Genomic DNA, 17,287 nt, shown 5'->3' with positions numbered 1-17,287 from the left:
TAGCCATAAGTAAGCCCTAAATTATCTAGGGCGATTTGCGTTTGCCATCATAGATGCAAAACCTTTCATACTATCTTTATTAGAGAATTTCTTAGCTAGCTTGGCTGCACTACTAAATTGCTTTAAAAATCTATTAACAGTTATCTGATCCAATCCCGCACCAGCGGCTATTCTGCGTTTTCTAGCATTATTTAAAAGATCTGGATTTTCTCTCTCTTTTGGAGTCATTGAGCTAATCATAGCTTTGATATGTTTGATCTGATCAGAATTATCTAAATCTATATCTTTTAATTGATTAGCCATATTTCCAAGCCCCGGTATCATGCCTATTAGACTCTTCATACTTCCAAGCTTTTTAACACTCTCAAGTTGAGTGATAAAGTCATTGAAGTTAAATTCACCTTTTTTGATCTTTTTATTTAGCTTTTTAGCCTCTTTTTCATCAATTATTGTTGATGCTTTTTCAGCTAAGGTAGCAAGGTCGCCCTCGCCTAAAATTCTACCCACAATTCTATCAGGGATAAAACTCTCAAGATCGGCTACTTTCTCACCAACACCTACAAATCTAAGCGGAATTCCAACCTGATGAGCTATGCCTATCGCCACTCCGCCTTTTGTATCAGCATCAAATTTACTTAAAATTACTCCAGTGATTCCCAACGCTTCATTAAAGCTAGCAGCCGTGCGAACACCATCTTGACCACTCATCGCATCAGCTACATAGAATATTTCGTGCGGATTTAAGGCCGATTTAATCTCTTTTAACTCATTCATCAAAGCCTCATCAATCGCTAGTCGCCCAGCAGTATCGACTAAAAGCACATCATAAAGACCATCTTTGGCTTTTTTGAGTGCTTCTTTAGCTACATTTATAGGGTTGTTCTCTCCATCAATGCTAAATAGCTCAATATCATTAGCGCTACAAAGCTGTCTAAGCTGCTCAACCGCTGCTAATCGCTGTAAGTCAGCAGCAGCAACTAATACACGCTTTTTCCTTGATTTTAGATAATTTGCAAGTTTAATAGTAGTTGTGGTTTTACCGCCACCTTGCAAGCCGGCCATTAATACAATAGTTGGAGGATTAGAGGCAAAAACAAAGCCACTGCCTTTGTTTCCATCATTTGGAGCGGTTAATATATTGGTTAAATTTGATTTTATACTATCTAAAAATTGCTTTTGACCTATAGTGCCACTTCTCATATCTGATTCTACAAGAGATACTAACTCCTTAGTAACCTTATGATAGACATCGGCTTTTAATAGTGACTTTTTAAGCGTATCTAGCGCATTTTTCAAAGCCTTTTCATCATCAACAAATTTCAGTTTATTTACAGCCGATTTTAGCGATTCGCCTATAAGTTCAAACACTATACACCTTTTGAAGTTTTATTAAAAGGTGATAATTATACCTTTAAATTACTTTAAAATTCTTTAATCTCAAGCAAAGTCTATATTTGTTATCTAATTTCAAATCTTAATTTAAGTAAAAAAATTAAATTTAATATATCAATTTATAATATAAATTATAGCTATAAGCTAAATTTAGCCACTTAAAAAGAGTGGCTAAATTATCAAAATCCATGAAGTCTTTTCCAATCGCTATCTATAGGCTTTTTCTCGCCTTTTTCATCTACACTTACATAGGTGACCTCAGCAGTAGTTACTGGGACGCACTCGCAAAAGCCTTGAGCGTTTAATCTTTGGACTACTACCTTTACCTTTGTTGTAATAGAGGTGCTACCTACATGCGTGATTTTGGCATAGCAACTGACAATATCACCTATAAAAACTGGCTCTTTAAAGATAACTTCTTTCATTGAAATTGTAACAACCCTAATCTGCGCCAACTCCCTAGCTGCTATAGCTCCAGCTAAATCTATTTGAGATAAAATCCACCCGCCGAAAATATTTCCCGCAGGATTTGTATCGCTTGGCATAGCGACAATTTTGATTCTTGGTTCGCCCATATCTTTCATAAAATATCCTTAGTAAATCTTAAAACTAAATTTTAACTATAAAATATTAATTATAATTAAATTAAAAGAAAGTTATAGGTAAAAGCCGCCAAAAGACGGCTTAAAATTAGGTTTTGAATTTATTAAGATCGACTTCTAGCTTGATGGCTACATCTTTTAAGTTAGTTGATACATCTAAGAATTGATTAACTATCTTAGCATTATTATTGAAAGCCTCCATAGACTCTTGAGATTGGTTTAATAGAGTTTTGATTTTGTTATTAATATCAATTGCCATAGCAGAGACTTCCTGGACTATTTGCATAGATTCGCTTGTGGCCTCTTGAGTGGATTTAGCTCTATCCATTAATTCATTGGCACTTGTACTAATAGAAGCGATATTTTTGGCATTTTTATTGAGAGCTTCGCCTAATTCTCTTGTGGATTCTATCATATTTTGAGCATTTGAATTTATACCGTCTAAAGATTCATTTGTCTTTTCAGCTAGTATTCTAACCTCTTCGGCCACTACGGCAAATCCCCTTCCCATCTCTCCAGCGCGCGCTGCCTCTATAGCCGCATTTAACGCAAGTAAATTAGTTTGATCAGCTATATCGCCTATGATATCTAATACCTTTTTCATATCTTCGGTTTGGCTAACTACGCTTATTGTTTTTTGTGCTATCTCTTGCTCTTTAGCATTTGCTTCATTTAGATGAGTTACAACTTCACTAAGAGAGTGTATCATCTCTTCTAACTCATCATAAGATTGTTTATTAGCGCCGGCTGCTTTACTTGATTTGTCAGTTGAAATCTCTAACTCATCGGATATGCTTTTACTAATTGCGTATGACTCTTTGGCTTGAGCTTTTCCTGCTTCTGTGCTATTTAGGAGGATTGAGGCGTTGTCATTTAATGTCATTGTCTCACTCTCTACACTCTTAGCACTATTTTGAGCTTTTTTGACTATATCTTGAATTTTTTCTATAAAAACATTGATATGTTTGCAAGTCTGACCTATCTCATCACTACTTTTAACTGAAATTCTAGCACTTAAATCGCCATCGCCACTACTTAGATCCTTAGCACGATTGAGTAGTTCTAAAACTGGGGTTATAACAACTTTTTTTAACACCACCAAAACTATAACTACAGTTACAATGAGCGATATAGCAAATATCAGCAAAAACATAACACTCTTATCTCTTAGATCTTTATCCATAGCATTTAAAGAATACGATAGATCCATTACACCCAAAACATCATTTTCTTTAGCTAAGGCATGGCAAGCTAAGCACTCGCTTTTAGCTATAATTGGCGTAACTAATCTTAATTGATGGTCATTATCAGTTTTGATAGTTTCGGTATAGTTTTTTGGATTTATAAACTGATTTTTAATGATGCTATCCTTAGGCACCACCTTCTCAAGCCCAAAGCCCTCAGATACAGCATCTGAACGATATATTTGCAAAGACGCCACCCCATCGATCAAGCTCGCATCATGGACAGACTTTTCTATTATTTGTGGATCGCCGGTATTCATAGCAGTTTGAACGGTTTGAAATATCGACGAACTAAGCATATTTAAACTATCTTTAGTAATCTGTGTAGATGAGTTATTAAATTGGGCAATAATAATAAATTGCATAGCTATAAAACTCACAAATAGCACAACCACTATACTAAGCACTATTTTTTTACCTATGGTATTTATCATCTTCTCTCTCTTTTAGATCAAATATAATGAAATTATACTTATTAAACTCTTATTTAAAGTTTAATAAGATAAATTTAACCTTTAAAATTAGTGTAAAAAGTGCCTAATACCGGTAAAATACATACTCATCCCAGCTTTATTAGCTGCTTCTATCACATCATCATCACGGATTGAGCCACCCGGTTGGATCACATTAGCTACGCCAACACTAGAAGCAATCTCTATACTATCAGGAAATGGAAAAAACGCTTCACTAGCCAACGCACAACCCTTTAAATCTATACCCATATCATTAGCTTTCGCTACTGCGGCACGAGCTGCATCGACTCTGCTAGTCATCCCCATACCTATTGCTAAAAGTGTGCTATCTTTGACATATACAACGCAGTTTGACTTAGTTAAAGCGGCTATTTTCCATGCTATTTTTAGATCTTTTATCTCGCTAGGATTGGCGGCTTTTATCGTAACTTGTTTAGCATTATCTACTTCAGCATCGCTTATACTATCTTTTTCTTGGAATACAAAACCACCATCAATATGTTTAAAATCCCATTTATTGCCAGAAGTTACTAGAAATTTATTGTTTTGTGTAAAGATTTTGGTGCGTTTTTTATCGCTATAAATCTCTAAAACTCCATCTTCTATATTAGCAGCGATTATAACTTCTATAAATATCTCTTTGGTTTTTAGAGCTAACTCTTTTGTGAGTGTACCATTTATAGCCACTACGCCACCAAAAGCACTAACCGGATCGCACTTTAAAGCCTTAATATAGCTATCTAACTCATTATCTCCAATAGCAAAGCCACACGGATTGGCATGCTTGCATATAGCAACAGCTGGCGCATCACCAAATGCTGAAGCTATCGCTACAGCAGAGTTGATATCGGTCATATTATTAAAACTTGCTTCACCTTTTAATTGAGTGAAATTCAGACTCAAAAAGCTATCAAATTCATACGCAGCGCCCTTTTGGTGCGGATTTTCTCCATATCTTGTATCAAATACTTTTGAGCCGGCTATAAATCTCTTAGCACCAAATCCACTATTAAATCTATCATTCATATAGTTTGCTATCATTGAGTCGTATGACGCTGTATGCTCATATGCTTTTATCATTAAATCTCGTCTAAATTCATAGCTATCAGCGCCCTCTTTAAGGGCTTTTAAGACGATATTATAATCATTAATATCAGTAACTATCAAAACATCTTTAAAATTCTTAGCAGCGCTTCGCACCATTGTAGGCCCACCGATATCGATATTTTCGATAATCTCTTCAAAATCATCTGTGCGAATTGTAGTCTCTTTAAAAGGATATAAATTCACACAAACTAGATCAATGTTTTTTATATCATGCTTTTGAGCTTGTTCCATGTGAGTTAGATTATCTCTTTTATACAAAATTCCGCCGTGAATTTTAGGGTGAAGAGTCTTTATCCTACCTTCAAACATCTCTGGACTAGCAGTAAATTCGCTAACTTCTATAACTTTCACTCCACTATCTTTTAAAGTTTTATATGTCCCGCCTGTGCTTAAAATCTCAAAGCCCAAATCCTCAAGTCCTAAGGCAAACTCCACTACACCACTCTTATCACTAACGCTAATTAACGCTCTCATAAAACCCCCTTATCTATTGAATTCCATAATCTAATATAATTTTATTTAATTAATACTACTTAGCCTAGTAACCTATCAATCTTCACTTTTAATAATAGTCGCAAACTCGCTAAAATAGATATCTTGCAGATCTTTTAAGCTAATTTTAATATCATTTAAAACAAACTCATCGCCACCGCTTAAGCCAATTTTGATAAGCTCAACTCCATATTTTTTAGCCAAATCTTTAAATTTAAGCTCATCTTTAACCCCTACAATAGCCCTAGAAAAGCTCTCATCAAAGATAAAGCGATCATCGCTAAATTTAATCTCACCACTAAAACCAATAGAGCTAACAGCCGCCATCTTAGCCAAAGTAATAGCTATACCGCCAACTCCAACGCTATTAGCAAATTCCAAAATTCCATCTTTATTAGCTTCAATCACCAAATCCCAAAGCGCTCTTTCAGCTCTATAATCTATCTCTTTTAACTCTCCTGCGCATAAATTTGCCACCGCTTTCATATATAGCGATCCGGCGAATTCGCCTGTGGTTTTGCCTAAAAGATAGATACCCACACCATCACGGCTAAACTCACTAATCAAATTTCTATCAGCTCTATCGCCAACGCCTACTGATACTATACTTGGCGTAGGCTGGATGCTAACTCCATCTGTTTCATTATACAAACTTACATTTCCACTAACTACCGGGGTATTAAGCGCTGCGCATGCCTCTTTGATCCCTTCACAACCTTGTGCGAACTGCCACATAACTTCTGGATTTTGTGGATTGCCGTAGTTTAGACAATCAGTAATAGCTAGTGGAGTTGCCCCACTCATAGCAACCTTTCTACCGCTAGCTGCCACGGCGGCCGCCGCACCGATTTTAGGATCGACATAATTATGCCTTGTATTACACTCCATACCCATAGCAATGGATCTATTATTCTCTTTGATTCTCATCACAGCAGCGCCTAATTTACCAGCTTTTTTAATCACATTTGTGCCTACTGTTGAGTCGTATTGATCATAGATCAAGCTCTTATTTGATACATTTAAATCTCTAATTAGTAGATTAAAGGCATCTTGATTACTGATTTTTGGTAGGTTATTTATAGTGATTTTTGAAATTTCATCAAGGTATTTTGGTCTGCTAGTTGGGCGATTTAGTATAGGTGCAGCCTCGCTAAGTGGAGCGATCGGCACACTACCAGCTAGCTCTCCATGCCAATAAAGCTCCATTATACCACTATCAGTTACCTCACCTATAATCTCAGCATCCAAATCCCATTTATCAAATATTTCTTTAATCTTATCTTCATAGCCCTTTTTAGCACAAATCAACATTCTCTCTTGAGATTCGCTAAGCATTAGCTCATATGGAGTCATTCCGCTCTCACGCATAGGAACTCTATCTAGATACATCTTCATACCACTACCACTTCTGCCTGCCATCTCGAAGCTACTTGATGTAAGTCCGGCTGCGCCCATATCTTGAATTCCAACAATATAATCGCACTTAAATAGCTCCAAACAAGCCTCCATTAATAGCTTTTCAGCAAATGGATCGCCTACTTGAACGGTTGGCCTTAAAGATTTATTCTCTTCATTAAAGCTATCACTTGACATCACAGCCCCGCCTAAGCCATCTCTACCAGTCTTTGAACCGACATAGATAACAGGATTTCCTACACCTTCAGCCTTAGCATAAAATATCTCATCGCTTTTACAAATTCCAAGTCCAAAAGCATTAACCAAGATATTGCCATTAAAACTCTCATCAAATGTAGTCTCACCACCTACTGTTGGCACACCCATACAATTGCCATAGTGACTGATACCAGATACTACGCCCTTTACTAAATAGCGTTGATGGCGACTAGTCTTTGTATCGCCACGCACTTGACCAAATCTAAGTGAGTTCATGCTCGCTTCAACTCTCGCACCCATCGTAAAAATATCTCTAAAAATACCACCAACTCCAGTAGCAGCGCCAGCAAATGGCTCTATAAAGCTTGGATGATTATGGCTCTCCATCTTAAATACAGCTGCAATACCATCACCGCAATCTATCACCCCAGCATTTTCGCCTGGACCTTGAAGTACCCAAGGGGCTTTGGTAGGAAAGCCATTTAGATATTTTTTGCTAGATTTATAGCTACAATGCTCACTCCACATCGCAGAAAATATACCAAGCTCAAGCAAATTTGGCTCACGGCCTAAAATCTCTAATATCTTTTCATACTCATCATCGCTAATTTTGTGTGCTTGTATTGTCTTTTTATCCATATATTTCTCCTTTTTAAATTTATTTTCCTAGGCAAAAATTGCTAAACATTTTATCTAAAATTTCAGAATTTTGTAGCGGTTTTGTGATACTGCCTATCTCTTTTATAGCTATATTTATCTCATAAGCAAATAGCTCAAGCACGGATTCATCTAATAACTCAAGTGCCCTATCTATCGCACTTTTAGCATCTTCGCACGCCTTTATCTGTCTATTTGAGCTTAGCATTATCTCATTTGTATCTTGTGAGTTTAGATACTCTTGGATTGATGATTTTAGAGCGTTAGAATTATCTTTAGCACTAAGCAAAATCGCATCAAGTTTAAGATCGAATTTAAATTCCAAATCAGATTTATTTAAAACAAAAATCACCTTTTTATTTAGACTATTTACGAAATTTAAAATCTCCATATCTTCGCTATTAGCCACCCTTGAGCTATCAAATACACAGATGATTATATCGGCGTTATTTGCTGCTCTTTTGGAATATTCGATGCCGATATTTTCTATATCGTGATCGCTATGCCTAATCCCTGCTGTGTCGATTATACGCACTAAATGGGTGCCGATTTTGATCTGTTCTTCGATGGTGTCCCTTGTCGTTCCTGGGGTATCACTGATTATGGCTCGTTCATAGTTTAAAAGTGAATTTAAAATAGAGCTTTTGCCTACATTAGGTGTGCCGATTATTGCTACTTTGTAGCCATCGATTAACCCTTTTTTGGAATTTGAAATAGATACTATATTATCTAATTTTGATGAAATTTGCTCTAATTTTTGTTTGATTTGATTCATTATATCAGCTGGTAAATCATCATCAGCATAGTCAATACAAGTCTCGCTATAAGCCAAAGCCGATATCAATTCATCTCGCAAATTATCGCAAAACAGAGCCAACTCGCCACTCATAACTCTAGCTAAAATTTTAGCCGCACCCTCGCTTCTAGCATTTATCAATCCTTGGATACTCTCGGCTTTAGCTAGATCAATTTTGCCATTTAATAGTGCTCTTTTGCTAAACTCACCCGGATTAGCAATTCTAGCCCCATGTGATAAAATCTCATCAATAATCAAATTCGCCACAACCACTCCGCCGTGAGTCTGAAACTCCACCACATCCTCACCAGTAAAGCTAAATGGTGCCTTAAAATATATCACAATTGCTTCATCTAAGATATTGCCAAATTTATCCTTTAAATCCCTTAAATGTGCGATTCTAGGGGTTAAATCACCACAAATTTTTTTCGCAATACTCAAAGCATCTGTGCCGCTAAGCCTAATGATAGATATGGCACCAACGCCATACGGAGTTGCGAGTGCTACTATATTCATTTTTTATGAAAATCATTTATAACGATAAATTTGCCTTCATCGCTATTTTTGATCCCAACATATTTATCTGGAAATCTCTGCCTTAACTGCTCTAATGCGATCTTGACTAAAACTCCATCAAGTGGCTTGGTTTGCGCCTTGCCTATTAATTCTACTCTTTCTATAATTGTGCTTAGATACAGACTCATACCATTCTCTTGGTTTTTTAAAAATTCAGCTATCTCTAGGCGAATTCCTTTATTATATCTAGCATTTATCCAATTAAACAATAGATATGAAAGTGCTTTATATCTATAACCCTCTTTACCAATCATTAGTGCTGCGTCACCGCCATCAAGTTTGATATATATGGTATCTGAGTCATAAATCGATAGCTCTACAATCTCAATATCAAATGAACTAGCCTTAAGCAATCTATCAAGCCCAGCTCTAATCTCTAATAAGATATTATCCAAAGATACGCTAGATTGATTATCATCAAATTTATGAAATGAGTCAAAAATAGATTGATCTATATTTAAAGTGGATTTTTTGGGTGCTGGCTTTATAGGCTCAGCTTTAATATCAATACTAGGAGTATCAAATTTATCATCGTTACTATTGGATTCGAATTTATGGTGTTTAGGCTTATCTAATCTATGCGATTTTTCGCTCTTTTCTACTCTTTCTACTCTGTCATTTTTAGGCTTTTTGACTCTTTTTTCATCATCTTTTTTTATAACTACTTCAAAAAGCCCATCTTTTTGAAAAAAGCCTAAAAAGCCCTTTCTAGGCGCTCTTATCTCTGTAACTTCTAAATTCATAGCAGAGCAGCCAAGCTCGTTAGCTGCTTTTATATATGCATTTTGTAAATCTTTAGCTTCAATTTTAATGCCCATGACGCTTCTCCGCTATCTCTTGAGATTTATGTCGCTCAAATATTCTATTTACAACCATTTGTTGTGCTATTGAGCATAGATTATTGATAAACCAATAAAGTGTAAGCCCCGCTGGGAAAGTGATAAAGAAAAATGTAAATATCAAAGGTAGAAATTTCATAATCTTAGCTTGCATAGGATCGGTAAAATTCGTTGGCGTAATGTGCTGCTGGATATACATAGTAACACCCATAAGTATCGGTAATATAAAGTATGGATCTAGCTCCGCAAGATCATTAATCCATAAAATCCACTCAGCACCCTTTAACTCAATAGCATTTAGTAAAACCCTATAAATTGCAAAGAAAATTGGAATTTGGATTAAAATTGGCAAACATCCACCCATAGGATTAGCGCCATGTTTTCTATATAGCTCCATTACATGGGCGTTGATCTTTTGTGGATCGCCTTTATATTTGGTTTGGATCTCTTTCATTTTAGGGGCTAGATCTTTTAATTTATTCATAGATACCATCCCTTTATATGTAAGCGGGAATAAAACTATTCGTATAATAATAGTCAAAGCCACAATAGCAAAGCCCCAATTGCCTATAAATGAGTATAGCCAATCAAGCAACAAAAACGCCGGTTTAGCAATAAAAGTAAACCAACCATACTCAATTGTATCAACCAAGCTTGGATTGATCGATTTTAAAATTTTATAATCTTTTGGCCCGATATAACCCTTAGCAGTGAAATTTCCAATATTTCTAACAAAGCTTAGAGTATTATCTTCATTATCATTTTGGATAAAGACCTCCATAGATCTCTTATCATCATAAAATAGCGTAGTATAGTATCTATCGCTATTTGCTAGCAAATCCACACTTCTAAAGATCTCATTGCCCTTTGCATCACCATCTTCGATTATCTCTAAGCTATCATCATCTTTTCTAAGCAAAACCCCATGAACAGTATATCCATCTACTGCTACAACTGGGCGAAATCCTGCGCTAATGAAGTATTCATCATTTGAGCTTACTTTAAGATCAAGATCGTATGAGCCATCTGGATAAAAAGTTATATTTTTAATCACCTCTAGTGATTGTAATTTTTGGCTAAGAGTGATGGTAGCTGGGGCTGTGCTAGCGTCTATTTTATCACTATTTGTGCTATATGCTACTTTGAAAGACTCCTTATTTATAGCACTATTTGAAAAGCGAATTTCTAATGGAAGTGGTGAGCTAGGCTTTAAAAGAGATATCTGTTCGCCATTTTCGTTTTTAAATTTAGAATCTTTTAAAGTAAAAGTGCTAATTCTACCTAATTCATCAATTGTAGCTGTATAGGTAGCGCCATCTATTGTAGCGATAGTTTTGCTTGTCTGTTTTGGTGCTGGGGATTGATTTGCCTCTGTTTTGGTGGCTGGAGCGCTCTGATTTTGCTCTATGGTTTTATTGATATCTAGTGGTCGTTTTGGTGCTAAGAATGCATCATAAACGATAAAAAATAACACAGATATAACCGTAGCTATAATCAATCTTTTTTGGGTTGAAAGTTTATCTAACACTTTTTATCCTTTGATAAGTCAAATGCTTTTATTAAATAAAATTTATCTTTTTTTTGTTTAATGAGCCAAAATTTCGGCTCTACACAACTATGTTTGAAAAATATATAAGATGAGGCGAATTTCCTTTTAATAATAGGATAATCTATACCGCCTTTAAAGAGCTGATTGCATCGCAGAATTCTAAGAGTAATAGCAAATATAGAGCTTATGGTGCCACTATGGCTTAAATGCCAAAGAGCATACTCTGAACAGCTAGGATAGTATCTACACGACCTTGGTAATAGTGGTGAAATATATTTTTTATAAAAAACAACCAAACTAGTAGCAATTTTCATCGAATTTGCACCTATAATTTTGCAAACAGAATGAACACAAGAGCACTAAATCCGCTACTTAAAGGATAAAAGCGCTCACTGCTTTATAGAGTCCATCCTTTTTAACGCCCATTTAAAATTCTTACAAATTTTATCAAAAGGCACCTTATCAGCTCCGCTTTTTGCTATAAAGATATAAATACCATTTTTTAGCTCACTGCTAAGAGTAGAAAACGCAGCACGAAAAACTCTCTTAACTCTATTTCTCACAACTGCTTTTCCTATCTTTTTACTTGCGACTGCGGCAAATCTACTCGTATCTGACTCCAAAAAATAGACAATCGCTAAATCGCAATGCCACTTCTTGGCATTTTGATATACTCTGCTAAACTCCTTAGCATCGCTAATAGAGTCAAATTTATTAATTTTCAATTTAGCTCTTAAGCAGCTAGTCTTGCTCTACCTTTTGCTCTTCTAGCGCTTATTACTTTACGGCCGTTTTTTGTTTTCATTCTGACACGGAAGCCGTGAGTGCGTTTTTTAGGTGTTTTATGTGGTTGATAAGTTCTTTTCATAAACTTTTCCTTTGGGTAAAATTAAGTTTTGGATTGTATCTAAATATTACTTAAACTGCTTTGAATTTTATAAATTTACCTTAGTTATATCTATTTAAATTCTATCTAAACCAAATTACGCTAAAATCACGAAATTTATTTTGGAATTTAATATGATACTTTATAATCAACACTATGAAATGATCGGTATTAGTAGCGAAGGCTTATCATTATTTGGATTTTTAACTCCTGAGGATTTTTTTAGAAGTTGTAATGATGTTAGTGAGTATTTTTTAGAAACTAGCCCATTATACAACGCTAAAAAACACTATATAGACCTCATCATCTCTGAATCACAATCAAATATTCAAGATATGCAAATTAAGCTTGATAATGGCGATATAATAAGTGCTAAAATCGCCGTTGAAGTTGTGAATTTAAAAAATAGAAATGAGCATTATTATAGCGTTAAATTGCTCTATGATGGCAATAGATTATCATTTTTTAACGATCAAACTAGGTGGCTTTGGGATATTTTGTATATTAGTCGCTTAGATGCTGCTGAGTTTAAGCATAGAGTTTTAGAATTCACTAAAATAGCTAAGGAGAAATATGAATCTTTATATGAAGCAAAGCTTTTATTAATAGACGCTAATCAAGATATAAAAGATTTAGCCAAGATGGCAACGGATCTTAAATTAACTGAATTTTGTCAAATTCTAATTAATATTCAATCTACAAATGATGAAAATCTATTAAATGAAGAGTTTTTAAAATATATACAACTTATAAACAATATAGAAAATATAATCAAAAGCGAGATAGAATGAAAATAACAAAATTTGGCCTACTTGGAATTTTGCGTTTGATTGCTACTATACCTCTGTTTATTATATTTTTGATATCTAGTTGGTATTTAATCTCTCAATATAATATAAATGTGAATTTAAAAGATTTAAAATACAAATTTAGCATAGCATTAGATCTAGTCAATCTCTCAAAAGAGCTAGATAAAGAGATGATAATAAGCGACCCTACAAGCAAACAGCTAAATCGCCAAATTACAGATCGCACAATTGAACATATCAATATGCTTCATCACAATAGAATGGATTTATCCAATATCTTAAATAAACTTAACTCTCTAACTCAAATTCGCCACACCTTAGATGATCCAAACTTCAATAAAACTGAAATTTCAAGCTATTTTAGAGATATCAACTCACTTATTAAAGATGAGATTTTAAAGCTTAGAGATTACGATATATCTCATAGATTAAATTTATTTATATTTACCTTTGTTTCATCATACTCAAATACCATAGCTATAAGTGCTAAAAGGGATTTAGTAGCAAATATCATAAATCACAGAGCCTTAGATTCTGAAGAGTTACTATTATGGCTTGATCTGATACGAAATAATAAATTAGATTATGGGCACTTACCAGATAGCTTAGCTAAAAGCACGATAGAATCGATATTTAATAGCAATGAGTATAAACAGACGATTAACAATCTTAGCACCTTTACGATTGAACTTATCAAAAACGACTCTCCAAGCCAATATCTAGCGCAAAAATATTATGATCTAATCAGTCAAGAGTTGGGATTTGCTTATCAAATTCAAGAGTCCATAAGCTCACAAATAGAGTCTGAATTAGATAAATTCACTCAATGGCTTTTATATGATTCTATTATCGCTTTTATAGTTTGGATTCTTAGTATTACTTTGATTTTGATATCATATTATACGAAAAATTATATCAAAGCCAATATCTATAATCTATCAAAAATTATTGATAAGATAAAATCAGTCTCATCAGCTAATCTACCAGAAGGCACCACAGAAGCATCCTTAGAAAATGGCCACAAAATCATCAATGACGCCCTAGATAAAATCATCGCTCAAAAAGATATAGCCCAAAGCGATAGCAGATCTAAAACCGTATTTTTAACAAATATATCACACGAGATAAAGGCTCCATTAAATGGCATAATGGGCTTTATAGAGCTTTTAAAAAGCCACTCATTAGGCAAAGATGAAAAAGAGCTAATTGATATAATAGAACAAAGCAGCCAAACTCTATTAAAAGCGATAAACAATATCATAAATATGGCCAAAATAGAAGGCGGAAATAGTGAAATTTATGAGAGTGAGTTTTTGCTTTATAATCTATTTGATAATATTATAAGCTCATATTTTAATAGATTAATGGCTAAGAATTTAAATCTGACTTATTATATAGATCCAGAGCTTATGGTAACTGTTTTTAGTGATGAAGAGAAGATAAGACAAATTGCGATAAATTTGATTGACAACGCTATCAAATTTACCCCAAATGGCGGTCAAATCACTATCTATATAAAGAAAATTTCATCTACAAATGATAATATCAGCTTTAATCTAAGCGTTAAAGATAATGGAATAGGAATTTCTCAAAGCTCTATTGATAAGATATTTGAAAACTTCTACACAGATGAAAATCTCTCAAGAACTTATGGCGGAACAGGCCTTGGATTAAGTATAATCAGCCACTACGCTAAGATGTTAGGAAGCAAGATAGAAGTCCAAAGCCAGCTTAAAAAAGGTAGCAAATTTAATCTAAATTTAACCCTAAAACTCCATCCGCATAAAGATAAAAATTATGCCAATATCTTTAAAGGCTCTAAGGTATCGATCAATAAAAATGATATTGATGAAGAGAATTTAGAGATTATAAATCTATATTTAAAATATCTTGGCGTATCAGTAGAGTCAAATATAACGCCAGTTATAGGCAAATTCAAAGATGAGAAAAATTCGAAAAATATAGATTATCAAGAGTTAAATCACGGATTTAGCCCTAGCTTGATCTCTTTGATAAATGCCCTTTTAAATAGCTTAAAATCTACGCAAAAATACGATCTCAAAATCCTAGTTGCCACTAATGACACCAGCAAAAAAACAAAAGATATGTTTGAAGAGATCTGTAGTAATGTAGATGTGGTTTATGATGGCAAAAGCCTATATGAGCTTACTTTGATTAATAATTATGATGCGATTTTTACAGATATTGCGCTAGATAGACAAAACGCTATAATCGCCACAACAAATATCATCAACACCCAAGATGAAAAAGATATAGAAAGAACACCTATTATAGCGATTCTTACAAATCCTAAAGATAAGATCAATAAGACAAATTTGCTATTTGATTACTACTTACAAAAACCGCTTTTAAAATCGCAAATTATAGAGATCTTATCTAGCATTGATAATAAAGATCCGATAAATGCCCTTGATGATACAAGAGATATCTTGCTATTTAAAAAAAGCAAAATGGAGACTAGAATTTACCACGCAGTCTTATCTAAAGTCTGCCATATGATAGATACAATAGAATCCATAGATGAGCTAGAAGAGATTACACAAAGTAGAGCTTATAAGTTGATTTTGATAGATTATAATGATCAATTTGATGATAAAAGGATATTAAATATCTTAGAAGCTAGCTATGATTTACATAAATTTAAGAGCAAAGTTGCGCTATTTGTAGAGCCAAATATCAAAATTCCAACACATATAAAAGCACATTTTGCTCAAATAATCAGCACAAATATCAGCAAATCCGAGCTAGAAAAAGAGATAAAAGAGCTATTACAATGACAAAATTAAATATTCTTGCGATTGATGATGATGAAATAACCTTAAAGCTCTTAGAGTTAATTTTGGCTGAAAATATCTATATTGATGATTTCATCACAGCCAAAGATGGGCTAGAGGCGATGGAGATTTTGGAGCATAGATTTGATATAAATTTAATACTTCTAGATATCTATATGCCTCGCCTTGATGGGTTTGAGTTTTTAAATAACTTCAAACAAAGGCAATATCTACAAGATATCCCTATAATAGCAATTAGCACCGATATATCTCAAAAGCAAAAGGCGTTGGAATTTGGAGTTTATGACTTTTTAGTAAAGCCAATTATCAAAAAACCACTAAATAAACTAATCAAAAAGATCGCCAATGGGTGAGCTAAATTTAATTATAAATTTAATCCAAATTTAGCTCAATTTTCTTGCCAAACCCTAAGCTATTGTCTGTAAATTTAAGCCATTTTAACTCAATCTTATATAAATTTAGCTTCACAAATCCAGCATATGCAAAGCGTGATATATAGGCTTTTTTATGCTCTTTTAGATCGCTTTTAGATATTATCCCCTTGGCTTGGATGCCTTGAATTTTGCCTATTGTATTAGTTTTTAGAGCGATATTTACAAAAACCCTATTATCATTTTGTATCGCTCTATAGTGATAGCTATCCCCACCAAAAGCCACAATAATCAAATTTGGCTCTAAAAATGTATAAAAACAGCTACAAAGATAAGCCCCATCTTCTCCATTAACCCCTAAGGTTAATATATGCTCACTTTTGATAAATTTGATTATATTCTCATTCATATTTACTTCTTGGCACTATTTTTGCTTGATTTTAGCCAAATTTGGCTTAAACAAATAATTTTTTAGCCGATTTAAAGGCAAATATTTAAAAGGAAAAATCATGGTAAATAGCAACTACGCAAATGCATCTTACAATGCTTTTAACTACTCTTTTAAAACCAGCTCAGGCGATACGATAAACCTATCAATGTATGATAATAAAGAGCTTAACTACTCTAATAAAAGCTCGAAAAATTCCCAAGAGCAAACTCTTAGCTTAAAACACTCTTATGGATATAAATTTGAACTAAGTAGCGACAATGGTCTAAGCGAACAAGATAGAGTCGAAATCGCAAAAGCGATGGAAGAGCTACGCCCAAAAATTGATGATTTTATGAAACAGATCAAAGATAATGAGCCATTTAGCGATGAAACCATATCAAATATCGCAAATTCGCTTAAAAAATCCTTGCCAAATTTAAATAGCGATGAGAGTAAAATAGAGCTAAAAAGATCGCTTTTAGATATGTTTGATGAGATGTTAAAAGAGAATAAAACTACAAATAATAATATCAATAAAACCCTATTAGAACAGACCAATAAGCTATTTGAAAATATGATAAAACCGCAAAATAGCCTAAACTACTACGCATAAGCTTGCTGATTTGGCAAGCTT

At 34.0% G+C, this 17,287-nt stretch carries 16 protein-coding genes; 4 read left to right on the top strand and 12 right to left on the bottom strand.

Going from position 1 to position 17,287, the window contains the following annotated elements; genetic code table 11:
• Positions 1–21 precede the first annotated feature (21 nt).
• From ffh to rpmH, 11 genes are all read right to left on the bottom strand, one after another.
• Positions 22–1,368, bottom strand: coding sequence for a signal recognition particle protein (ffh, locus tag CLAN_RS02030; RefSeq protein ID WP_096016964.1), 1,347 nt, complete (start codon positions 1,366–1,368; stop codon positions 22–24).
• Positions 1,369–1,571: 203 nt separating this feature from the next.
• The gene (locus tag CLAN_RS02025; RefSeq protein ID WP_096013589.1) at positions 1,572–1,976 is read right to left on the bottom strand and encodes an acyl-CoA thioesterase; all 405 of its coding nucleotides are present in this window, start codon (positions 1,974–1,976) and stop codon (positions 1,572–1,574) included.
• A 106-nt stretch (positions 1,977–2,082) separates the two neighbouring features.
• Positions 2,083–3,537 (bottom strand): methyl-accepting chemotaxis protein, encoded by a 1,455-nt coding sequence (locus tag CLAN_RS02020; protein WP_415270426.1) that lies wholly within the window; start codon positions 3,535–3,537, stop codon positions 2,083–2,085.
• 222 nt (positions 3,538–3,759) lie between these two features.
• The gene (purH, locus tag CLAN_RS02015) at positions 3,760–5,292 is read right to left on the bottom strand and encodes a bifunctional phosphoribosylaminoimidazolecarboxamide formyltransferase/IMP cyclohydrolase (RefSeq protein WP_096014962.1); all 1,533 of its coding nucleotides are present in this window, start codon (positions 5,290–5,292) and stop codon (positions 3,760–3,762) included.
• Between the two features lie 75 nt (positions 5,293–5,367).
• Positions 5,368–7,563, bottom strand: a complete 2,196-nt coding sequence (gene purL / locus CLAN_RS02010; protein WP_100590463.1) for a phosphoribosylformylglycinamidine synthase subunit PurL — start codon at positions 7,561–7,563, stop codon at positions 5,368–5,370.
• Positions 7,564–7,582: 19 nt separating this feature from the next.
• Positions 7,583–8,893, bottom strand: coding sequence for a tRNA uridine-5-carboxymethylaminomethyl(34) synthesis GTPase MnmE (mnmE, locus tag CLAN_RS02005; protein ID WP_100590462.1), 1,311 nt, complete (start codon positions 8,891–8,893; stop codon positions 7,583–7,585).
• A complete protein-coding gene (locus CLAN_RS02000; protein WP_096013690.1) occupies positions 8,890–9,765 on the bottom strand; it encodes a Jag N-terminal domain-containing protein in 876 nt (291 codons plus the stop codon). The genes mnmE and CLAN_RS02000 overlap by 4 nt, the downstream gene beginning before the upstream one ends.
• The gene (gene yidC, locus CLAN_RS01995) at positions 9,761–11,320 is read right to left on the bottom strand and encodes a membrane protein insertase YidC (protein ID WP_100590461.1); all 1,560 of its coding nucleotides are present in this window, start codon (positions 11,318–11,320) and stop codon (positions 9,761–9,763) included. The genes CLAN_RS02000 and yidC overlap by 5 nt, the downstream gene beginning before the upstream one ends.
• Entirely contained in the window at positions 11,314–11,655 is a 342-nt protein-coding gene (gene yidD / locus CLAN_RS01990; protein WP_096013595.1) for a membrane protein insertion efficiency factor YidD, read from the bottom strand. The genes yidC and yidD overlap by 7 nt, the downstream gene beginning before the upstream one ends.
• A gap of 75 nt (positions 11,656–11,730) precedes the next feature.
• On the bottom strand, positions 11,731–12,066 hold the full coding sequence (rnpA, locus tag CLAN_RS01985) for a ribonuclease P protein component (RefSeq protein ID WP_172618493.1): 336 nt from the start codon (positions 12,064–12,066) through the stop codon (positions 11,731–11,733).
• Positions 12,067–12,074: 8 nt separating this feature from the next.
• Positions 12,075–12,209: a 50S ribosomal protein L34 gene (rpmH, locus tag CLAN_RS01980; protein WP_086224853.1), complete on the bottom strand. Its 135-nt coding sequence runs from the start codon at positions 12,207–12,209 to the stop codon at positions 12,075–12,077.
• 152 nt (positions 12,210–12,361) lie between these two features.
• Between rpmH and CLAN_RS01975 the strand changes: the two genes are divergently transcribed.
• The 3 genes from CLAN_RS01975 to CLAN_RS01965 are packed head-to-tail and all read left to right on the top strand — an operon-like array spanning position 12,362 to position 16,205.
• Positions 12,362–13,018, top strand: a complete 657-nt coding sequence (locus tag CLAN_RS01975) for a hypothetical protein (RefSeq protein WP_100590460.1) — start codon at positions 12,362–12,364, stop codon at positions 13,016–13,018.
• Positions 13,015–15,834, top strand: a complete 2,820-nt coding sequence (locus CLAN_RS01970) for a hybrid sensor histidine kinase/response regulator (RefSeq protein ID WP_096021734.1) — start codon at positions 13,015–13,017, stop codon at positions 15,832–15,834. The genes CLAN_RS01975 and CLAN_RS01970 overlap by 4 nt, the downstream gene beginning before the upstream one ends.
• Positions 15,831–16,205, top strand: a complete 375-nt coding sequence (locus CLAN_RS01965) for a response regulator (protein WP_096013598.1) — start codon at positions 15,831–15,833, stop codon at positions 16,203–16,205. The genes CLAN_RS01970 and CLAN_RS01965 overlap by 4 nt, the downstream gene beginning before the upstream one ends.
• Before the next feature lie 19 nt (positions 16,206–16,224).
• Here the strand turns inward: CLAN_RS01965 and CLAN_RS01960 are convergent, their stop codons facing one another.
• A complete protein-coding gene (locus CLAN_RS01960) occupies positions 16,225–16,632 on the bottom strand; it encodes a hypothetical protein (protein ID WP_096013599.1) in 408 nt (135 codons plus the stop codon).
• Between the two features lie 100 nt (positions 16,633–16,732).
• Here CLAN_RS01960 and CLAN_RS01955 point away from each other — a divergent pair, with 100 nt between their 5' ends.
• Positions 16,733–17,266: an ATP/GTP-binding protein gene (locus CLAN_RS01955; protein ID WP_096019944.1), complete on the top strand. Its 534-nt coding sequence runs from the start codon at positions 16,733–16,735 to the stop codon at positions 17,264–17,266.
• Positions 17,267–17,287: the final 21 nt, after the last annotated feature.

This window comes from Campylobacter lanienae NCTC 13004, from assembly GCF_002139935.1.
In the GTDB taxonomy this organism is placed as follows: domain Bacteria; phylum Campylobacterota; class Campylobacteria; order Campylobacterales; family Campylobacteraceae; genus Campylobacter; species Campylobacter lanienae.
Note: the sequence above shows the minus strand (reverse complement) of the source record. Positions and strands in the feature narration are given on the sequence as shown.

Coding starts and splice junctions, on each gene's coding strand:
- CLAN_RS02025 (WP_096013589.1), bottom strand. CDS start 1,976: ATGAAAGATATGGGCGAACCAAGAATCAAAATTGTCGCTATGCCAAGC.
- yidD (WP_096013595.1), bottom strand. CDS start 11,655: ATGAAAATTGCTACTAGTTTGGTTGTTTTTTATAAAAAATATATTTCA.
- CLAN_RS01965 (WP_096013598.1), top strand. CDS start 15,831: ATGACAAAATTAAATATTCTTGCGATTGATGATGATGAAATAACCTTA.
- CLAN_RS02020 (WP_415270426.1), bottom strand. CDS start 3,537: ATGCTTAGTTCGTCGATATTTCAAACCGTTCAAACTGCTATGAATACC.
- mnmE (WP_100590462.1), bottom strand. CDS start 8,893: ATGAATATAGTAGCACTCGCAACTCCGTATGGCGTTGGTGCCATATCT.
- purL (WP_100590463.1), bottom strand. CDS start 7,563: ATGGATAAAAAGACAATACAAGCACACAAAATTAGCGATGATGAGTAT.
- purH (WP_096014962.1), bottom strand. CDS start 5,292: ATGAGAGCGTTAATTAGCGTTAGTGATAAGAGTGGTGTAGTGGAGTTT.
- CLAN_RS01970 (WP_096021734.1), top strand. CDS start 13,015: ATGAAAATAACAAAATTTGGCCTACTTGGAATTTTGCGTTTGATTGCT.
- CLAN_RS01960 (WP_096013599.1), bottom strand. CDS start 16,632: ATGAATGAGAATATAATCAAATTTATCAAAAGTGAGCATATATTAACC.
- CLAN_RS01955 (WP_096019944.1), top strand. CDS start 16,733: ATGGTAAATAGCAACTACGCAAATGCATCTTACAATGCTTTTAACTAC.
- CLAN_RS01975 (WP_100590460.1), top strand. CDS start 12,362: ATGATACTTTATAATCAACACTATGAAATGATCGGTATTAGTAGCGAA.
- rpmH (WP_086224853.1), bottom strand. CDS start 12,209: ATGAAAAGAACTTATCAACCACATAAAACACCTAAAAAACGCACTCAC.